The following is a 17,445-nucleotide window of genomic DNA, read 5'->3' as shown; positions in this document are numbered from 1 at the left end:
TCTCAGGTCGAGATGACAGAGGGGGAGGCCGTCGGGGTACCCGCGCCGGGGTGCCCCTCGAAGGTCGCGTCAGACCAGGAGGCCTCCGCAATGACCGCCCACCGCACCCCGCTCTCCGAGCTCGAACAGGGCATCCCCTTCGAGCAGCGCCACATCGGGCCCGACCAGGAGGCGCGGGCCAAGATGCTCGCGCACGTCGGCTACGGCTCGCTCGACGAGCTGACCGCCGCCGCGGTGCCGGATGTGATCAAGAACGCAGACGCCCTGGATCTGCCGGGTGCCCGCACCGAGGCCGAGGTGCTCGCCGAGCTGCGTTCGCTGGCCGACCGCAACCAGGTCCTCGACTCGATGATCGGGCTCGGGTACCACGGGACCTTCACGCCGCCCGTCATCCTGCGCAATGTGATGGAGAACCCGGCCTGGTACACCGCTTACACGCCGTACCAGCCGGAGATCTCGCAGGGACGGCTCGAGGCGCTGCTGAACTTCCAGACCATGGTCGCCGAGCTCACCGGGCTGCCGACCTCCGGCGCCTCGCTGCTCGACGAGGGCACGGCAGCGGCCGAGGCGATGGCACTCTCCCGGCGCATGGGCAGGAACAAGAAGGGCCTCTTCCTGATCGACGCGGACGCGCTGCCGCAGACCATCGCCGTGATCCAGACCCGCGCCGAACCGACGGGCGTGGAGGTCGTCGTCGCCGACCTCGGCGAGGGCATCCCGGCCGAGGTCGCCGAGCGTGAGATCAACGGCGTGCTGATCCAGTACCCGGGCGCCTCCGGGGCCGTACGCGACATCAAGCCCGTCATCGACCGGGCGCACGAGCTCGGCGCGCTCGTCACCGTCGCCGCCGACCTGCTGGCGCTGACCCTGCTCACCTCCCCGGGTGAGCTCGGCGCGGACATCGCGATCGGTACGACCCAGCGCTTCGGCGTGCCCATGGGCTTCGGTGGCCCCCACGCCGGCTACATGGCGGTGCACGAGAAGTTCGCCCGCAGCCTGCCCGGCCGCCTGGTGGGCGTGTCCGTCGACGCGGACGGCCACAAGGCCTACCGGCTGGCGCTCCAGACCCGCGAGCAGCACATCCGCCGCGAGAAGGCCACCAGCAACATCTGCACCGCCCAGGTGCTGCTCGCCGTCATGGCCGGTATGTACGCCGTCTACCACGGTCCCGAGGGCCTGAAGGCCATCGCGCGGCGCACCCACCGGTACGCCACCCTCCTGGCCGAGGGGCTGCGGGCGGGGGGCGTCGAGGTCGTCCACGGCGCCTTCTTCGACACCGTCACCGCGCGCGTGCCCGGCCGGGCCGCCGAGGTCGTGGCCGCCGGCCGGGAGAACGGGGTCAACCTGCGGCTCGTCGACGCCGACCACGTCTCGGCCGCCTGCGACGAGACCACCACCCGCGCCCAGCTGGGCGCCGTATGGACGGCGTTCGGCGTCGAGGGGGACATCGAGGCGCTGGACGCGGCGACCGGGGACGCCCTCCCCGGGGCCCTGCTGCGCACCGGCGACTACCTCGCCCACCCGGTGTTCCACCAGTACCGCTCCGAGACCGCGATGCTGCGCTACCTGCGCCGCCTCGCCGACCGCGACTACGCGCTCGACCGCGGCATGATCCCGCTGGGCTCCTGCACCATGAAGCTCAACGCGACCACGGAGATGGAGCCGGTCACCTGGTCCGAGTTCGGGCAGCTGCACCCCTTCGCGCCCGCCGAGCAGGCGCAGGGCTACCTCACGCTCATCCGTGAGCTGGAGGAACGTCTCGCCGAGGTCACCGGATACGACAAGGTCTCGCTTCAGCCGAACGCCGGTTCGCAGGGTGAGTTCGCCGGCCTGCTCGCCGTACGCGGCTACCACCGCGCCAACGGCGACGACCAGCGCACCGTCTGCCTCATCCCGTCCTCCGCGCACGGCACCAACGCCGCCAGCGCCGTGATGGCGGGCATGAAGGTCGTCGTGGTGAAGACCGCCGAGGACGGCGAGATCGACATCGAGGACCTGCGGGCGAAGATCGAGCAGTACCGTGACGAGCTGGCCGTGCTGATGATCACGTACCCGTCGACGCACGGTGTGTTCGAGGAGCACGTCGCCGACATCTGCGCCCAGGTCCACGACGCCGGCGGCCAGGTGTACGTCGACGGCGCCAACCTCAACGCGCTGGTCGGTCTCGCCAAGCCGGGCCACTTCGGCGGTGACGTCTCCCACCTCAACCTGCACAAGACGTTCTGCATCCCGCACGGCGGCGGCGGTCCCGGCGTCGGCCCCGTGGCCGTGCGCGAGCACCTGGCGCCGTACCTGCCGAACCACCCGCTCCAGCCGGCGGCCGGTCCCGAGACGGGCGTGGGCCCGATCTCGGCCGCGCCCTGGGGCTCGGCGGGCATCCTGCCGATCTCGTGGGCGTACGTCCGTCTGATGGGCGGCGAGGGCCTCAAGCGCGCCACCCAGGTGGCCGTCCTCTCCGCCAACTACATCGCCAAGCGCCTCGAGCCGCACTACCCGGTGCTCTACACCGGCCCGGGCGGCCTGGTCGCGCACGAGTGCATCATCGACCTGCGCCCGCTGACCAAGGCGACCGGTGTATCCGTGGACGACGTGGCCAAGCGGCTCATCGACTACGGCTTCCACGCGCCGACGATGTCCTTCCCGGTGGCCGGCACGCTGATGATCGAGCCGACCGAGTCGGAGGACCTGGCCGAGCTGGACCGGTTCTGCGAGGCGATGATCGCGATCCGCGCGGAGATCGAGAAGGTCGGCGCGGGCGAGTGGCCCGCCGAGGACAACCCGCTGCGGAACGCCCCGCACACCGCCGCCGCGCTCGGCGGGGAGTGGAAGCAGGCCTACAGCCGCCAGGAGGCCGTGTTCCCGGCCGGGGTCTCGGCCGCCGACAAGTACTGGCCGCCGGTGCGCCGCATCGACCAGGCCTTCGGCGACCGCAACCTCGTCTGCTCCTGCCCGCCGCTGGACGCGTACGAGGACTGAGCAAGCGGTCAGACAGTCCCCTGGGGCCCCGTCCGTGTCCGGGCGGGGCCCCTGCGCGTTCACGCCGTCGCCAGGGACACCTCGGTCGACTTGATCAGGGCGACGACGTCGGAGCCCACGAAGAGGCCGAGGTCGGTGGCCGCCTCCTTCGTGATCGCCGCGGTGAGTTCGCCACCGTCCACGGTCACCCGCACCGAGGCCATGGCCGTGCCGATCGTGAGGTGGGTGATGGTGCCGGGAACCTGGTTGCGGATCGAGAGGCCGTCGACCCGGCTGGTGGCCAGGCAGACCTCCGTCGCCTTCACCAGAGCGCGGACGGTGGTGCCCGGGGCGAGCGCGAGTTGCTCGGCGGCCTCCGAGGTGATGGCCGCCGTGAGGTCCTGGCCACCGTCCAGGCGGATCTTGACGATGGTCATGACCTCGCCTGGGTGGACAGCGGTGACGGTGCCGGGGAGCTGGTTGCGGATGCTCAGGGTCATGGCCCCTCACCGTAGTGCGCGGGGGCGTTCAGGCAGGGTATGTGGGGGTTTGTGGCGCCGTCGGGCGCCCGGTGTCACACCCGGTCGATATGGACATTCGTCGACTTCACGCGGGCGGTGGCCTCCACGCCGACCTCCAGGCCCAGCTCCTCTACGGCCTCGCGGGTGAGCAGGGAGACCAGGCGGTGGGGGCCGGCCTGGATCTCGACCTGGGCCGCGACGTCACCGAGTTTGATCGCGGTGACGATGCCGGGGAAGGCGTTGCGGACCGAGGTGTAGGAGGTGCCCGTGTCATCCTCGCCGCCGCCCGTCTTGGCGAGCTCGACGGAGAACGCGGCGAGGTCCTTGCCGTCGATGAGTCTCCGGCCCGCGTCGTCGCGGTGGGTCGCCACCCGGCCCGCGTCCGCCCAGCGACGGGCGGTGTCCGGGCTCACGCCGAGCAGCCGCGCCGCCTGGCCGATCGTGTAGGACTGCATGCCGGTCACGATAGGGCGAAGGCGGTGGGAACCGTGGAGGGGGGTTGGCCGTTGGGTATAACGCGATATAGCTTTAGTTCGCGTCCTTCTTGGTCGTGATCGCCAATCGGGAATCGGGGTGAGGGGCATGTCGGCTGAGCTGCGGGCCGCGCACGCGGACCGGGACCGTGTCGTGGATGTGCTGACGGCAGCGGCGGGGGACGGGCGGTTGACCGTCGAGGAACTCGACGAGCGGGTGGGGGCGGCCCTGGCCGCCCGGACACTGGGTGAGCTGGCCGGGCTGACGACGGACCTGCCGGGGGCGGCCGAGCCGGTCCCGGTCAAGGACGTGGTCCGTATCGAGCAGCAGGGCGGTTCTGTCCTGCGCGGCCACGGCTGGGTGGTTCCGCGCCGGTTGGAGATCGACTCGTCGTGGGGCGATGTGACGCTGGACTTCACCGAGGCGGTGATCACACACGACACCCTGGGCATCGACCTGGACATGCAGGGCGGCACCCTGCGGCTGGTGACCCGGCCGGGAGTGGTCGTGGACACCGACTCCCTCGCCGTCGGCTACGCGAAGATACGGTCGCGTCCGACGGGGGAGTCCGGGGCACCGGTCGTCCTGCGGGTGGAGATACACGGGCGGATGAGCTATGGCCGGGTCGTGACCGGGCCGCCGCGGCGCCGGTTCCTGCGGAAGGGGACGGCGGTCTGACCGTGGGGTCACCCGGCCCGACCGCGGGTCACTCGGTCTGACCGTGGATCACCCGGTGTGCACGCGCGGCCGCCGCTCGCGGTCAGGTTCCGCCTCGCGCAGGACTTCCCGGGTGACGGGGGCGACCTCGCCCTGGCCGAAGAGGAAGAAGCGCAGGAAGTTGGCGAAGGGGGTGCCCTCGGTCCACTCGAAATACATGTGCGGGATGCAGCCCGTGGTGTCGCGGACGTGCAGGAGGAGGGCGGCGAGGGCGTTGGGGATCGAGGAGGACTCCAGCGTCAGGACGCGGTAGCGGTCGTGCAGCACCTCGCCGCGTACGGTCAGCTCCGCCTCGAACTCCGAGGGGTCGGTGACGGTGACCTCGACGAAGACGAAGTCCTCCTGCTCGGGCATGTCGTTGTCGGCCCGGATCTGCTCGATCTTGTCGCGGTACTCGGCCTTGTCCCGCTGGTCGGGCTCGTTGGCGATGAGCCGGATCCTGCGGCTGGCGATGTCGCGGACGAACCGCTGCGCCATGTCGTCCAGCGTCACGTGGGTCACGCGCAGTTCGAAGGCGCGGGCCAGCCGGGACAGCAGCGAGACCAGGATGATGCCGACGATGAAGCAGGCACCGATCTTCACACCGTCGGGTCGCTCGATGACGTTCACGACCGTCGTGTAGAGGAACACGGCCGAGATGACGGCGAAGCCGATCGTCCAGTTCCGTTGTCCCGCCTTGCGGGCGGCGATGGTCACGGCGATGGCGGCGGAGCTGATCAGGACCAGTACACCGGTGGCGTAGGCACCGCCCTGTGCGTCGACATCGGCGTCGAAGATCCAGGTGACCAGGAAGGCGATGAGGATGAAGACGATGACCATCGGACGGACGGCACGTGCCCAGTGCGGGGCCATGCCGTAGCGGGGGAGGTAGCGGGGCATCAGGTTGAGCAGGCCGGCCATCGCGGAGGCGCCGGCGAACCACAGGATGGCGATCGTGGAGACGTCGTAGACCGTGCCGAACGCCCCGCCCAGGTACTGGTGGGCGAGGTAGGCGAGCGCGCGGCCGTTGGCCTGGCCGCCCGTCTTGAACTCCTGCTCCGGGATCAGCACCGTGGTGATGAAGCTGGTGGCGATAAGGAAGACGCTCATGACGACGGCGGCGGCGGTCAGCAGCTTCTTCGTGTCGCGAATGCGGCCCCTGGGCTGCTCCTCGGTGTCACTGTCGTCGCCCTGGACGTGCGGCATGACGGCGACGCCGGTCTCGAAGCCGGACAGGCCCAGCGCCAGTTTCGGGAAGACCAGCAGGGACAGGCCGATCATGACGAAGACATTGCCGTGCTCCGTGGTCAGAGCGCTGGTCCAGTCGGTGACCACGTGCCCGGCCGTGGCGACGTGCCACAGGCCGACGATCACGACGACGAGGTTGAGCGCGAGGTAGATGCCGACCAGGGCTACCGCGACTCCGATCGCCTCCAGGAAGCCCTTGAGGAACACCGCGCCGAGCAGGGCCACCAGGAAGAGCGTGATCACCATCTGGTGACCGTGGAGCGTGCTGGTCAGATGGGGGTTCTCCACGAGGTGGGTGGAGGCGTCGGCGGCGGAGAGGGTGATGGTGATCAGGAAGTCTGTGGCCGCGAAGCCCAGCAGGGTGAGCACGAAGAGCTTGCCCTGCCAGAAGGAGAGCAGCCGTTCGAGCATCGCGATGGAACCCTCGCCCCGCGGGCTCTCCTCGGCCACCCGGCGGTAGACCGGCAGGGCGCCGGCCAGGGTGACTATGACCAGCACGACCGTCGCGATCGGCGACAGCAGACCGGCAGCCAGGGCGGCGATGCCGGGCTGGTAGCCGAGGGTGGAGAAGTAGTCCACGCCGGTCAGGCACATCACCCGCCACCAGCGCTGCCCCTTGTGCGGAGGCTCGGGCTCCGCGTGCGGTCCCGTGTGGCCGCCGGCCTTGCCCATGTCGGACAGACCCTCCAGCATCCAAGCGCGCAAGCGGCTGGGAGGAGGGTGTTCGGTCGTGACCATCGCCGTGCTCCTGGTGTGGGGCTCAGTGGGTTTCCGGCCATCACTCGGACGGCGGCAACAGCGTATGCGGAGAGTGACGCATGGGCCCCTGATTCCCGGGGTGGTGGGCGTCAAGCTTGCGTTAAGAACAGTTCGGGTGGGCGACGGTTGTGACGCTGCGTACACATGGGGCGGACAACTCCGTTCGCAGCTGGAGTGGGTGGACGGCTGGCCCCGAGTCGGGCCGGTGCGTGAGCGGCATCCCGCGCCGGAGGCTTGGCATCCCCTCGAACCGGCGCCGGTGCGGGGCGACTTCGACGCCACGGACCTCGCCCCGTACTGGATCTCGCCGCGTCGCAGGCCGGAGGGTTCCTGGTCGCTGACCGAGCAGCCGGGCCGGCTGACGCTGACGGCGACCGGGAGCAGCCTGGACCGGCCGGGCCGCACCTTCGTCGGGAGGCGTCAGCAGCACCCCGGCTGCCGGGCCGCCACCCTGGTCGATGCGGGCGCCGGGCGGGCCGGGCTGTCCGTGCTCCTGGACGAGGCGCACCACTACGACCTCGAGGTGGGCGGGGGAGTGGTGAGCGTGGTCGCCCGGATCGGGCCCGTCCGGCAGCGGCTCGCGGAGCGTCCCGTGCCGCCGGGCCCGGTCACGCGCGCCGTCGAGGTCCGTACGGACCGGGTGTTGCCGCCCACCGCCACGGCCGGCGGCGAAGAGGCCCCCGGGATCCGGGCGGGCGGGCCCGACACCGTCTCCTTCTCGGTCGGGAGCGCCGGCGAAACCGTTCGGCCGGCCGAACTCGACGGCCGCTACCTGTCGACCGAAGTGGCCGGCGGCTTCACCGGTCGGGTGCTCGGCATGTACGTCACCGAGGGCCGAGCCGCCTTCGACTGGTTCGACTACCGGCCGACCGTTCCGACTACCGCGTGCACGACACCTTGACGCCCCTGAACGGCCTTTCTAGAGTCGCCGTTCGGAACGTTCGATGAGATCGCCGAATGTTTCGGTTAGGCACGGTCCGGGGAAGCCCGTCCCCAACGCCAGTACAGAAGCCGCAATGCGTGACCCGTACGTACGACTGCGGCGCTTCCGGTCACGGGGGCGCCAATTCCCGCCGCAACAGGCGTCGTACAAAGGGTTGCCACTCACCGAGAGCGGTCTCTAGGGTGCAGCGCAGCTTTCCGAGGTGGTTCCGAAAGTTTCGAAGACGAGGAGCGCATGATGGGCGACCCCGCACTCTCCCGCCGCGGCTTCCTGGCGGCCTCCGCCGCGGCCGGTCTGGGTATGACAGCACTCAGCGGCTGCGGCGGCGACTCGGACGGAGGGTCGTCGAACGGCACGACCACGATCGAGTGGTGGAACATCTCCACCACCCAGCCGACGAAGGCGGTCTGGGCCGGTCTGGCCAAGAAGTTCGAGGCGCAGAACCCCAAGGTCAAGGTAAAGATCGTCCAGATGGAGAACGACGCCTACAAGGCGAAGATGACGGCGCTGATCGCCTCCGGGAAGCTGCCGGACATCTTCCACACGTGGGGCGGCGGCGTGCTCCAGCAGCAGGTCGACGCGGGGCTCGTCGAGGACCTCACCGACAGGACCAAGCCCTGGGCCGACGGGATGCTGTCCGTCGCCAAGCAGCCGTACATCAGCGACGGCAAGTTGTACGGCATCCCGTTCGACATCGGCATGATCGGCTTCTGGTACAACAAGGCGCTCTTCAAGCAGGCCGGCATCAGCGCCCCACCCACCACCTGGAGCGGCTTCCTCGACGCCGTGAGGAAGCTGAAGGCGAGGAACATCACTCCGATCGCCGTAGCCGGCAAGGAGAAGTGGCCCGAGATGTACTACTGGGCCTACCTCGCCATGCGCACGGCCGGAATCGACGCGCTGAAGAAGGCGGACGAGGCCAAGGACTTCACCGCCCCCGGGATAGTCCGGGCCGGACAGCACCTCAAGGACCTGGTCCAACTCCAGCCGTTCCAGAAGGGGTTCCTGGGCGCCTCGTACTCCACCCCGACCGGCCAGGCGGCCGCCGTGGGCAACGGCAAGGCGGCCATGGAGCTCATGGGGCAGTGGGCCCCGGTCGTCGAGGCCGACGCGGGCAAGGGGCTCGGCTCGAACCTCGGCTTCTTCCCCTTCCCGGCCGTCGAGGGCGGAAAGGGCGCGATCACCGAGGTGTTCGGCGGTGGCGGAGGGCACGCCCTGCGCAAGGGCGCCCCGCAGGCGGCCGTCGACTTCCTGAAGTTCTTCGCCTCCGAGACCACCGACCTGGAACTCGTGAAGAAGACCAACACCCTTCCGGTGGTCCCCGGCGCCGAGAAGGCGCTCTCCGACCCCAACACCGAGGCCGTGCAAGCCCAGTTGAAGGGTGCCACCGGCTTCCAGCTCTACCTCGACCAGGCGTACGCGCCCGCCGTCGGCCAGGAGGTCAACGACAGCGTCTCCGCGCTGATCGCCGGCTCGAAGTCACCCGAGCAGGTCACCCAGTCGATCACCAAGGCCGCGAAGGAAGCGTAGTAGTCGGCGATGACCTCGACCTTCCTCCCGGACAAGCGGCCGGACCCCGGTGTCGCCCTCTCCTCCCCGGCGGCGACGTCGGCCCGGGGACGGGCGCGCCGGCGCCTGCTGAACTGGCTCACCGCGGTCGGCTTCCAGGTACCCGCGCTGGTGCTGTTCATCGGGCTGGTGCTGTTGCCGATGCTGTTCGCGCTGTACACCGCCTTCTTCCGTTGGGGCGGCTTCGGCATGCCCTCCGACTACATCGGCACGGACAACTTCACCCAGCTCTTCCAGGACGACGTCTTCCTGGGAGACCTGTGGCGCTGTCTGCTCCTGGTGGCCCTGTCCCTCGCGCTGCAACTGCCGTTCGCGCTCGCCATGGCCGTCGCGCTCAACCAGCGGCTGCGCGGGCGGGCCGTGTACAGGATGCTGTTCTTCGCGCCCTACGTCCTGTCCGAGGCGATCACCGGCGTGCTGTTCAGCATGATCTTCGCCCCCGACGACGGGCTCGCCGACCACGTCCTTGGCGCCATCGGGCTGGGCGGCGTCGGCGGGGAGTGGTTCGCCGACCCCTCCTACGTCATGGCGACGCTGTTCCTCGTCATGACCTGGAAGTACTTCGGCTTCCACATGATGCTCTACCTTGCCGGACTGCAGGCCATCCCGGCCGAGTTGACTGAGGCGGCGCTGATCGACGGCGCGAATCCCTGGCAGCGGTTCCGCAACGTCACCCTGCCGCTGCTCGCGCCCACCCTGCGCATCAGCATCTTCCTGTCCGTCATCGGGGCGATCCAGCTCTTCGACCTGGTCTGGGTGATCACCCAGGGCGGGCCCGACCACCACTCCGAGACGATGGCTGTGACCATGTTCCAGTACGGCTTCAAGCGCTACCAGGTCGGCTACGCGAGCGCGATCAGCGTGGTCATGTTCGGGATCTGCCTCGTCTTCGCCCTCGCCTACCAGCGGTTCGTGCTCCGCCGTGACCTCGAAGGGGCCACCACGACGATGAGGGGAGACGGCAAGTGACCCGCAGGACCAAGGCCGTACGCGTACGCGAACTGCCGCTGCACCTGGTGCTCGTCGCGGTCGGCGCGGTGATGGTCGTACCCCTGCTGTACGCCGTCCTGTCCGGCTTCAAGTCCACCGCCGAGCTCTCCCGCAACCCCTTCGGACTGCCCGAGCACTGGCTGACCGGCAACTACACGGACATCCTCGGCTCGGGCGACTTCTGGCGGCTGGTGGGCAACAGCACGCTGGTCGCGGTGGCGACGACCGTGCTCGTGGTCGCCGCGTCCGCGCTGGCGGCCTTCTCCTTCGCGCGGTTCGCCTTCCGCGGGCGGGAGGTGCTGTTCACCTTCTTCACGATGGGGCTGATGTTCCCCTTCGCGGTGGCCGCGCTGCCCCTCTTCCTGCTGCTGCGCTACCTCGGCCTGCTGGACAACCCGCTCGGCGTGATCCTCCCGCAGGCCGCTTTCGGGCTGCCGATGACCATCATCATCCTGCGGGGCTTCTTCCGGCAGATCCCCGGCGAGCTGGAGGAGGCGGCCACGCTCGACGGGTGCAGCGCCTTCGGGTTCTTCTGGCGGGTGCTGCTACCCATGGCGCGGCCCGCACTCGGCACGGTGTCGGTGCTGGCCGTCGTCACCAGTTGGAACAACTTCATGCTGCCGCTGCTGGTGTTCACCGACTCGAAGTGGTGGACGCTGCCGCTCGGCGTCGCGCAGTTCCAGGGACAGTACTCGGCGGAGTACGCCCGCGTCTTCGCCTACCTGGTGCTGGCCATGGTCCCCGCCCTCGCCTTCTACTCCGTCGCCGAACGCCAGCTCGTCGGCGGTCTGACCGCCGGCGCGACCAAAGGCTGACGCGCGCCGACGGCGGTACGGCCCGATCCGCACCCGAGTACGACCCCACCCGCATCCCACAGTGAGGAGTCGCACCATGCCCAGGACCAGTACGCGCCTCAGACTCGCCGGCGCCCTCGCGGCCGTTCTGGTGGCCGCCGGCGTCGCCACCGGCCCCGCCGCCCAGGCACACGGGCGGCAGCCCACCCTCGCGGAGCTCGCCCACCGGCACGGGCGCTACTTCGGCAGCGCCACCGACAACCCCGAGCTGACCGACAGTGCGTACACGAAGATCCTCGGCACCGAATTTGACATGATCACGCCGGGCAACGGCATGAAGTGGTACGCGACCGAGCCCCGACAGGGCGTCTTCGACTGGTCGAAGGGCGACGAGATCGTCGGCCTCGCCCGCGCCGGCCACCAGCGGGTCCGCGCCCACACCCTGGTCTGGCACAGCCAACTGCCCGACTGGCTCACCTCACGGGAGTGGACCGCCGGCGAGCTGCGGGCCGTACTGAAGAAGCACATCACCGAGGAGGTGCGGCACTACCGGGGCAAGGTCTACTCCTGGGACGTCGTCAACGAGGCCTTCAATGAGGACGGCACCTACCGCGAGACCCTCTGGTACAAGACCCTCGGCCCCGGCTACATCGCCGACGCGCTGCGCTGGGCCCATCAGGCGGACCCGCACGCCCGGTTGTACCTCAACGACTACAACATCGAGGCGACCGGCCCGAAGAGCGACGCCTACTACGCCCTGGCCAAGGACCTCAAGGCGCGGGGCGTGCCCCTGAACGGCATCGGATTCCAGGCCCACTTGGCCCTCCAGTACGGCTATCCCACCACTCTGGAGGACAATCTCCGCCGCTTCTCCCGCCTCGGCCTGGACACCGCCCTCACCGAGGTCGACGTCCGTATGCAGTTGCCCGCGACCGACGCCAAGCTGGCCGAGCAGGCGACCTGGTACCGGGACCTGACCGAGGCCTGCCTCTCGGTGCGCCGGTGTGTGGGGGTGACGGTGTGGGACTACACCGACAAGTACTCGTGGATCCCGGCGTTCTTCCCGGGCGAGGGCGCGGCCCTGCCGTGGGACGAGCAGCTGAAGCCGAAACCCGCCTACGAGGCGCTGCGCGACGCGCTCGGCTGACGGCCGGACACGGTCAGTAGTCGCCCTCGGACATGCGTCGGGGCCGGTGCGCACCGAGTGTGTGCGAGCCGGCCCCTCAGGTCGCCGGGCGGCGCGGGGTCCGCCCGGGGTGGTGCCGAAAAGGCCTAGGCGGCCGTCATCACCCGGCTGGGGTCCAGCGGGCGGTGCGGGGCGATGATCTGGCCGTCGGGCAGGAGCTCACCGGTGTCCTCGAAGAGCAGAACGCCGTTGCACAGCAGGCTCCATCCCTGCTCCGGGTGGTGCGCCACGAGGCGGGCGGACTCCCGGTCGGCGGATTCTGCTGTCGGGCACGGTGGCTGGTGCTGGCACATGGGTGGGATCTCTCGCTCTGTCGTGGTCATGTCCGTCCCCCGTGGTGATAAGTCGGTCGGAACCCAGTGTTGCCCTCCGGGCGTCAATCCGCAGGTATTTCGCAGCACCGCTTCTCACAGGTTGATGACGCATCGCCCGCGCGCTCGGTTCATCTCCACCGCACTGTCATTTCGGGTGGTTCTCGGTGGCCGGATGGGGCTAGTCAGGGTGGGGCGGACGATTTTAGCGGCTCTTAGGAGCGGCTAAATGCTCGTACGAGCACAATGGGGCGGTATATCTGCGCGTACCCCGCCACCGAAGAGGTGGCGGGGTACAAAAGGAGAGCGGGAGAACGGGGAGCGCGAGGGGGGCGGGGGAGAACGTGGGGAACGGGGGGAACGGGGAGAAGGGGTACGAGCGGGAGGGGGGAAGTGGCGTCAGGCGGGCGAGCCGAGCAGCGGGACGGGAGTCGCCCGGTGGGTCAGCACCGGGAGCAACTCGGCGACCCGGTGCGGCCGGTGGGCCGCGATGCCGGGCGGTGCGGGAGCCAGCGGGACGAGCAGGTCGGTGGCGGCGGGGTGGCCCTCGGCGCCGTCCGCGGCGCAGTCGCCGTGCAGCCACAGTGTGAGCATGTACAGGCCCGGCACCGACAGCAGGCGGGCCTGGTAGGGCTGTTGCATGGTCTCGGCCTGGCGCAGGGCGCGTTCGGTGGAGGCGATGTAGGGGCCTTCGAAGAAATGCGAGAACGCCCAGCCGTCGGGCGTCAGCCGGGTCTCGGCCGCGGCCACCGCACGGTCGCCGCACCGGATCAGGAACCGCCAGCCGGTCAGCCGGGTCGCGGACACACCCTCGGCGGTGATCCGGTCCAGTACGTGCAGAGGCAGGGGCAGTTCGGGCGTGGCGGGTCCCTGGGCGGCTCGCAGGGAGGGAGTGCGGGCCTCGCGGACGGCGGTGGGGGAACCGAGGGCCGTGAGGACGGAGCGCAGGGCGGGCGCGGGGGCAGGGGGAACGTGCAGGGGCATGGTGGGTCGCCTCTCATTTGACAGGCGCGATGGCGCGAGGGCGGGGGTGGGCGGACGGCGCTGTCAGCTCATGGGGTCAGAGAGGCGGGGGCCCGGGGCGGTGAACGAGAGGTGCGGACGCGGCCTGCCGCACGTCGCCTGGACGGCGGGAACCAGAACGGTGGGCGCCAACCTTCTGCCTTCTTCGCGGAGTTTATACGACTTGCGTTCAGACGATGTTTCGTCTAGCCGTTTCCGGTGAGTAGAGCAAGTCCGTATTCGGTCGGCGATTCGCGGGAAACATCCCCATTTCCGAACCCGCCGATCCGCTCTGACCTCGGAATACGCCCCCGTAGCGGACGGCCCATTCTCGTCGGCGTTTTTCACGAGGCCGATGGGGCACACGAAGGTGCAAGCTGCCCCATGCCCCGTGAATGTGCCGCGGGACACATTCCAACAGAGTACCGGGGAAGGGGCCCGCGCGGGACGTTATCGATCGCGTCGGGTGGGCATCATCCCACCTGACCCAGGACCCCGGCGGCCGGATCTTCCGCCCGCCCATCCGAGGAGGGACGCTTCGATGGGGGAGAAGGTCGTGGCAGGGTCGTTCGACCTGTCCGATCGGCAGCGCTACCGGGAAAAGCTCCGCAGGTGCCTGACGGGGCTGGAGCGGCTGCTGGCCCAGGAGAGGTTTGACCGGCCCAAGAACCTGATGGGCGTGGAGATCGAGCTGAATCTCGTGGGCCCCGACGGCCTGCCGAAAATGCTGAATGGGCAGGTACTGGAACGCATCGCGAGCCGAGATTTCCAAACAGAACTCGCCATGTTCAATCTGGAAGTCAACATTGCCCCACACCGGTTGGGCGGGCGGGTATTCGACCGGCTCGCCGAGGAACTCCGCACCTCGCTGGCGTACGCCGACCGCAAGGCCGGCGAGCTGGACGCCGGAATCGTGATGATCGGCATTCTGCCCACCCTGGACCGCGACGACCTGGTCTCCTCCAACCTCTCCGAGGTCGACCGCTACACCCTGCTCAACGACCAGATCGTGGCCGCCCGGGGCGAGGACTTCCGCCTCGACATCGACGGCGTCGAGCACCTCACCTGCACGTCCCGCTCCATCGTCCCCGAGGCCGCCTGCACCTCCGTACAGCTGCACCTCCAGGTCACCCCGGGCCGCTTCGCCGACGTGTGGAACGCCGCCCAGGTGGCCTGCGCGCCGCAGATCGCCGTCGGTGCCAACTCCCCGTTCCTCTTCGGCCACGAACTGTGGCGCGAGTCCCGCCCCCCGCTCTTCCTCCAGGCCACCGACACCCGCCCGCCCGAGCTCCAGGCCCAGGGCGTGCGGCCGCGCACCTGGTTCGGCGAGCGGTGGATCTCCTCGGCGTACGACCTGTTCGAGGAGAACCTGCGCTACTTCCCGGCCCTGCTGCCCATCTGCGACGAAGAGGACCCGCTCGAGGTCGTCGAGGCGGGCGGCGCGCCCAAGCTCGCCGAACTCGTCCTGCACAACGGCACGGTGTACCGCTGGAACCGCCCCGTCTACGACGTCGCCGACGGTGTGCCGCACCTGCGGGTGGAGAACCGCGTTCTGCCGGCCGGGCCCACCATCACCGACGTCATCGCCAACGCGGCCTTCTACTACGGCCTGGTGCGGGCCCTAGCCGAGGAGCCCCGGCCCGTGTGGACCCGGATGCCGTTCGAGGCGGCGGCCGCCAACTTCGACGCCGCGTGCCGGTACGGCATCGACGCGCGCCTGGTCTGGCCGCGGCGCGGGCGGTACGGCGGCACGGGCGAGGTCGACGCGGTGACGCTGGTACGCGACGAGCTGCTGCCGCTCGCCGAGGCGGGGCTTCAGGGGTGGGGCGTCGAGGCCGCCGACCGTGACCTCTACCTCGGTGTCATCGAGGAGCGGTGCCGGCGCCGGGTCAACGGCGCGTCCTGGCAGGCGGCGACCTTCCACCGGGCCCTCGAACAGGGCCTCTCCCGGGACGCCGCCCTGGCGGCCACGACCCGTCGCTACGGCGAGCTCATGCACCTCGGCGAGCCCGTGCACACCTGGCCGGTGGGACTGCCGGAGCCGGTGCCGCTGGGCTAGGAGCGGCCGGGGGCGCAGGGGGGCGGGGGTCGGTCGTGCCCCGTCCGGGGTGATCGGGCAAGCTGGGACCTCCCGTGACGGTGGTGCCCCGCCATGTCGCCCGACAACCTGTGGCGCACCCATCTGGAGGCAGGTGTGCAGGTGCAGGCAGGCTCGGTGGCCGATCCCCTTCCGCAGGGGCCGGCCTCGCGACGGATCTTCCGGGACGAGACCCTGCTCGTTCTGGCCCTCTCGCTCGGAGCGAGCGGCGTGTCCGCTCTGATCAGTTTCATCGGATCGGTCACCAGACCAGGCGGCCTGAAGGACCAGGCGGCCACCCTCAACGCCTCGGCCGCGCCGGGGCGCCCCTGGCTCGATCTCGCCTGGCAGCTGTTCGGCATCGCCACGGCGCTGGTCCCCGTCGCCCTGGTGGCGCACTTCCTGCTGCGCGAGGGCGGGAGCCTGCGCACCCTCGGCTTCGACCGGACCCGCCCCTGGCCCGACCTGGGCCGCGGGGCCGGTGTCGCGGCGGTGATCGGCAGCACCGGCATCGCCTTCTACCTGGCCGCACGCGGACTCGGCTTCAACCTCACGGTGGTGCCCGAGGCGCTGCCCGACGTGTGGTGGAAGTACCCCGTGCTGATCCTCTCGGCGATGCAGAACGCCATCCTCGAAGAGGTGATCGTGGTCGGCTACCTGCTGCGCCGGCTGGGTCAGCTGGGCTGGACCCCGGGGACCGCGCTGGTGGCCAGCGCCGTGCTGCGCGGCTCCTACCACCTGTACCAGGGCATCGGCGGTTTCGTCGGCAACATGGTCATGGGCGTGGTGTTCGTCCTTCTGTACCGGCGCTGGGGGCGGGTCGGTCCCCTGGTGGTGGCGCACTCCCTGCTCGACATCGGGGCGTTCGTGGGCTACGCGGTGCTGGCGGGGAAGGTGGGCTGGCTGCCGACGGCGTGAAGGACCGGGGAGGCGTACGAGGCTGTCGTACGCCCCCTTTCGTGCGCGCTTCCCTTCGCGCTTTCGTGGGCGCCCCCTTTCGCGCAGCCCTCGTTCGTGTGGCTCAGGCGAGGAGTTCGCCCTCGATGACCGTGACCGCGCGACCGGTCAGCAGGGTGCGGTCGCCGCGCAGGCCCGTGCGGACGAGGCCGGGGCGCCGGGAGGCCTGGAGACCCGTGAGGTCAGGGCGGCCGAGGCGCTCGGACCAGTAGGGGGCCAGGGCGGTGTGGGCGCTGCCGGTGACCGGATCCTCATCGATGCCGACGTTCGGGAAGAAGCAGCGGGAGACATAGTCGTGGCCACGGGCCGGGTCCTCGGCGCGGGCGGTGGCGATGACGCCACGCGCGGAGTGGGCGGCGAGACCCTTGTGGTCGGGGGAGAGGCCGAGGACGGTCTTCTCGTCGGCGAGTTCCAGCAGCAGGTCGCCCACGTTCGGCCCGGTGTCGACGGCGGCGACCGGTTCCGCGCCGAGCGCCTCCGCGAGGCCGGCCGGGATGCCGACCGGGGTGAGCGGGGCGGTCGGGAAGTCCAGGGTGATCGAGCCGTCCTCGGCGGGCGTGGCGATGAGCACGCCGCTGCGGGTGGCGAACCGCACCGGTCCCGCGTGGGCGCCGGTGGTGTGCAGGACGTGGGCCGTGGCCAGCGTCGCGTGGCCGCACATCGCCACCTCGGTGACGGGGGTGAACCACCGCAGCGCCCAGTCCGCGTCCCCGCCCTGGGGCAAGCGGTGGGCGAACGCCGTCTCGGCGTGATTGACCTCCATGGCGACCTTCTGGAGCCGGTCGTCGTCCGGGAAGGCGTCGAGCAGCAGGACCCCGGCGGGGTTGCCTGCGAACGGGCGGTCGGTGAAGGCGTCGACGATTCGGATACGCATGAGCTGACGCTAGGGGGCGCGGTCGCCGTGCGGCCAAGGCCAATCGCGGGGTGCTGGACCGGTCGGGGGCGAGTCCGTGCGGAGCCCGG

General features: G+C 70.2%; 14 protein-coding genes and 1 pseudogene. 9 read left to right on the top strand and 6 right to left on the bottom strand.

From position 1 onward, the window contains the following. The first annotated feature begins 90 nt into the window (after window positions 1-90). Window positions 91-2,976: an aminomethyl-transferring glycine dehydrogenase gene (gene gcvP, locus ABZ915_RS16515; RefSeq protein WP_361802392.1), complete on the top strand. Its 2,886-nt coding sequence runs from the start codon at window positions 91-93 to the stop codon at window positions 2,974-2,976. 59 nt (window positions 2,977-3,035) lie between these two features. On the opposite strand, the gene ABZ915_RS16510 is transcribed toward gcvP, so the two are convergent. Next, window positions 3,036-3,455, bottom strand: a complete 420-nt coding sequence (locus ABZ915_RS16510) for a TOBE domain-containing protein (RefSeq protein ID WP_361802389.1) — start codon at window positions 3,453-3,455, stop codon at window positions 3,036-3,038. A gap of 74 nt (window positions 3,456-3,529) precedes the next feature. Next, complete coding sequence (locus ABZ915_RS16505; protein ID WP_361802386.1) at window positions 3,530-3,931, bottom strand: helix-turn-helix transcriptional regulator; 402 nt, start codon at window positions 3,929-3,931, stop codon at window positions 3,530-3,532. 127 nt (window positions 3,932-4,058) lie between these two features. On the opposite strand from ABZ915_RS16505, the gene ABZ915_RS16500 reads away from it, so the two are divergent. Then, window positions 4,059-4,628, top strand: coding sequence for a DUF1707 domain-containing protein (locus ABZ915_RS16500; protein WP_361802383.1), 570 nt, complete (start codon window positions 4,059-4,061; stop codon window positions 4,626-4,628). A 48-nt stretch (window positions 4,629-4,676) separates the two neighbouring features. Here the strand turns inward: ABZ915_RS16500 and ABZ915_RS16495 are convergent, their stop codons facing one another. Then, on the bottom strand, window positions 4,677-6,632 hold the full coding sequence (locus ABZ915_RS16495; protein WP_361802380.1) for an APC family permease: 1,956 nt from the start codon (window positions 6,630-6,632) through the stop codon (window positions 4,677-4,679). Window positions 6,633-6,816: 184 nt separating this feature from the next. Here ABZ915_RS16495 and ABZ915_RS16490 point away from each other — a divergent pair. From ABZ915_RS16490 to ABZ915_RS16470, 5 genes and pseudogenes are all read left to right on the top strand, one after another. Then, window positions 6,817-7,554, top strand: a pseudogene (locus ABZ915_RS16490) (glycoside hydrolase family 43 protein); the annotation flags it as partial. Window positions 7,555-7,833: 279 nt separating this feature from the next. Continuing rightward, window positions 7,834-9,126, top strand: a complete 1,293-nt coding sequence (locus tag ABZ915_RS16485; RefSeq protein WP_361802497.1) for an extracellular solute-binding protein — start codon at window positions 7,834-7,836, stop codon at window positions 9,124-9,126. Between the two features lie 9 nt (window positions 9,127-9,135). After that, on the top strand, window positions 9,136-10,134 hold the full coding sequence (locus ABZ915_RS16480) for a sugar ABC transporter permease (RefSeq protein WP_361802377.1): 999 nt from the start codon (window positions 9,136-9,138) through the stop codon (window positions 10,132-10,134). Continuing rightward, a complete protein-coding gene (locus ABZ915_RS16475) occupies window positions 10,131-10,970 on the top strand; it encodes a carbohydrate ABC transporter permease (protein WP_361802374.1) in 840 nt (279 codons plus the stop codon). The genes ABZ915_RS16480 and ABZ915_RS16475 overlap by 4 nt, the downstream gene beginning before the upstream one ends. 76 nt (window positions 10,971-11,046) lie before the next feature. Then, window positions 11,047-12,096: an endo-1,4-beta-xylanase gene (locus tag ABZ915_RS16470; protein ID WP_361802371.1), complete on the top strand. Its 1,050-nt coding sequence runs from the start codon at window positions 11,047-11,049 to the stop codon at window positions 12,094-12,096. Between the two features lie 125 nt (window positions 12,097-12,221). Here ABZ915_RS16470 and ABZ915_RS16465 read toward each other — a convergent pair whose 3' ends face one another. Both ABZ915_RS16465 and ABZ915_RS16460 read right to left on the bottom strand, forming a co-directional pair. After that, complete coding sequence (locus ABZ915_RS16465) at window positions 12,222-12,428, bottom strand: DUF5999 family protein (RefSeq protein ID WP_361802494.1); 207 nt, start codon at window positions 12,426-12,428, stop codon at window positions 12,222-12,224. A gap of 417 nt (window positions 12,429-12,845) precedes the next feature. Further along, on the bottom strand, window positions 12,846-13,430 hold the full coding sequence (locus ABZ915_RS16460) for a hypothetical protein (RefSeq protein ID WP_361802368.1): 585 nt from the start codon (window positions 13,428-13,430) through the stop codon (window positions 12,846-12,848). Between the two features lie 559 nt (window positions 13,431-13,989). Between ABZ915_RS16460 and ABZ915_RS16455 the strand changes: the two genes are divergently transcribed. Next, the gene (locus ABZ915_RS16455; RefSeq protein WP_361802366.1) at window positions 13,990-15,507 is read left to right on the top strand and encodes a glutamate--cysteine ligase; all 1,518 of its coding nucleotides are present in this window, start codon (window positions 13,990-13,992) and stop codon (window positions 15,505-15,507) included. A gap of 135 nt (window positions 15,508-15,642) precedes the next feature. Continuing rightward, window positions 15,643-16,443: a type II CAAX endopeptidase family protein gene (locus tag ABZ915_RS16450; protein ID WP_361802491.1), complete on the top strand. Its 801-nt coding sequence runs from the start codon at window positions 15,643-15,645 to the stop codon at window positions 16,441-16,443. A 103-nt stretch (window positions 16,444-16,546) separates the two neighbouring features. Here the strand turns inward: ABZ915_RS16450 and ABZ915_RS16445 are convergent, their stop codons facing one another. Next, a complete protein-coding gene (locus ABZ915_RS16445) occupies window positions 16,547-17,356 on the bottom strand; it encodes a PhzF family phenazine biosynthesis protein (RefSeq protein ID WP_361802363.1) in 810 nt (269 codons plus the stop codon). Window positions 17,357-17,445: the final 89 nt, after the last annotated feature.

Source organism: Streptomyces sp. NPDC046915, from assembly GCF_040644935.1.
Taxonomy (GTDB): Bacteria; Actinomycetota; Actinomycetes; order Streptomycetales; family Streptomycetaceae; genus Streptomyces.
This window is presented reverse-complemented; position numbering and strand designations above follow the sequence as displayed.

Excerpts from the sequence above, each read along its gene's own strand:
- ABZ915_RS16485 (WP_361802497.1), top strand. The coding sequence starts at position 7,834 with ATGGGCGACCCCGCACTCTCCCGCCGCGGCTTCCTGGCGGCCTCCGCC.
- ABZ915_RS16500 (WP_361802383.1), top strand. The coding sequence starts at position 4,059 with ATGTCGGCTGAGCTGCGGGCCGCGCACGCGGACCGGGACCGTGTCGTG.
- ABZ915_RS16480 (WP_361802377.1), top strand. The coding sequence starts at position 9,136 with ATGACCTCGACCTTCCTCCCGGACAAGCGGCCGGACCCCGGTGTCGCC.
- gcvP (WP_361802392.1), top strand. The coding sequence starts at position 91 with ATGACCGCCCACCGCACCCCGCTCTCCGAGCTCGAACAGGGCATCCCC.
- ABZ915_RS16445 (WP_361802363.1), bottom strand. The coding sequence starts at position 17,356 with ATGCGTATCCGAATCGTCGACGCCTTCACCGACCGCCCGTTCGCAGGC.
- ABZ915_RS16495 (WP_361802380.1), bottom strand. The coding sequence starts at position 6,632 with ATGGTCACGACCGAACACCCTCCTCCCAGCCGCTTGCGCGCTTGGATG.
- ABZ915_RS16455 (WP_361802366.1), top strand. The coding sequence starts at position 13,990 with ATGGGGGAGAAGGTCGTGGCAGGGTCGTTCGACCTGTCCGATCGGCAG.
- ABZ915_RS16460 (WP_361802368.1), bottom strand. The coding sequence starts at position 13,430 with ATGCCCCTGCACGTTCCCCCTGCCCCCGCGCCCGCCCTGCGCTCCGTC.
- ABZ915_RS16465 (WP_361802494.1), bottom strand. The coding sequence starts at position 12,428 with ATGTGCCAGCACCAGCCACCGTGCCCGACAGCAGAATCCGCCGACCGG.
- ABZ915_RS16470 (WP_361802371.1), top strand. The coding sequence starts at position 11,047 with ATGCCCAGGACCAGTACGCGCCTCAGACTCGCCGGCGCCCTCGCGGCC.
- ABZ915_RS16505 (WP_361802386.1), bottom strand. The coding sequence starts at position 3,931 with ATGCAGTCCTACACGATCGGCCAGGCGGCGCGGCTGCTCGGCGTGAGC.
- ABZ915_RS16510 (WP_361802389.1), bottom strand. The coding sequence starts at position 3,455 with ATGACCCTGAGCATCCGCAACCAGCTCCCCGGCACCGTCACCGCTGTC.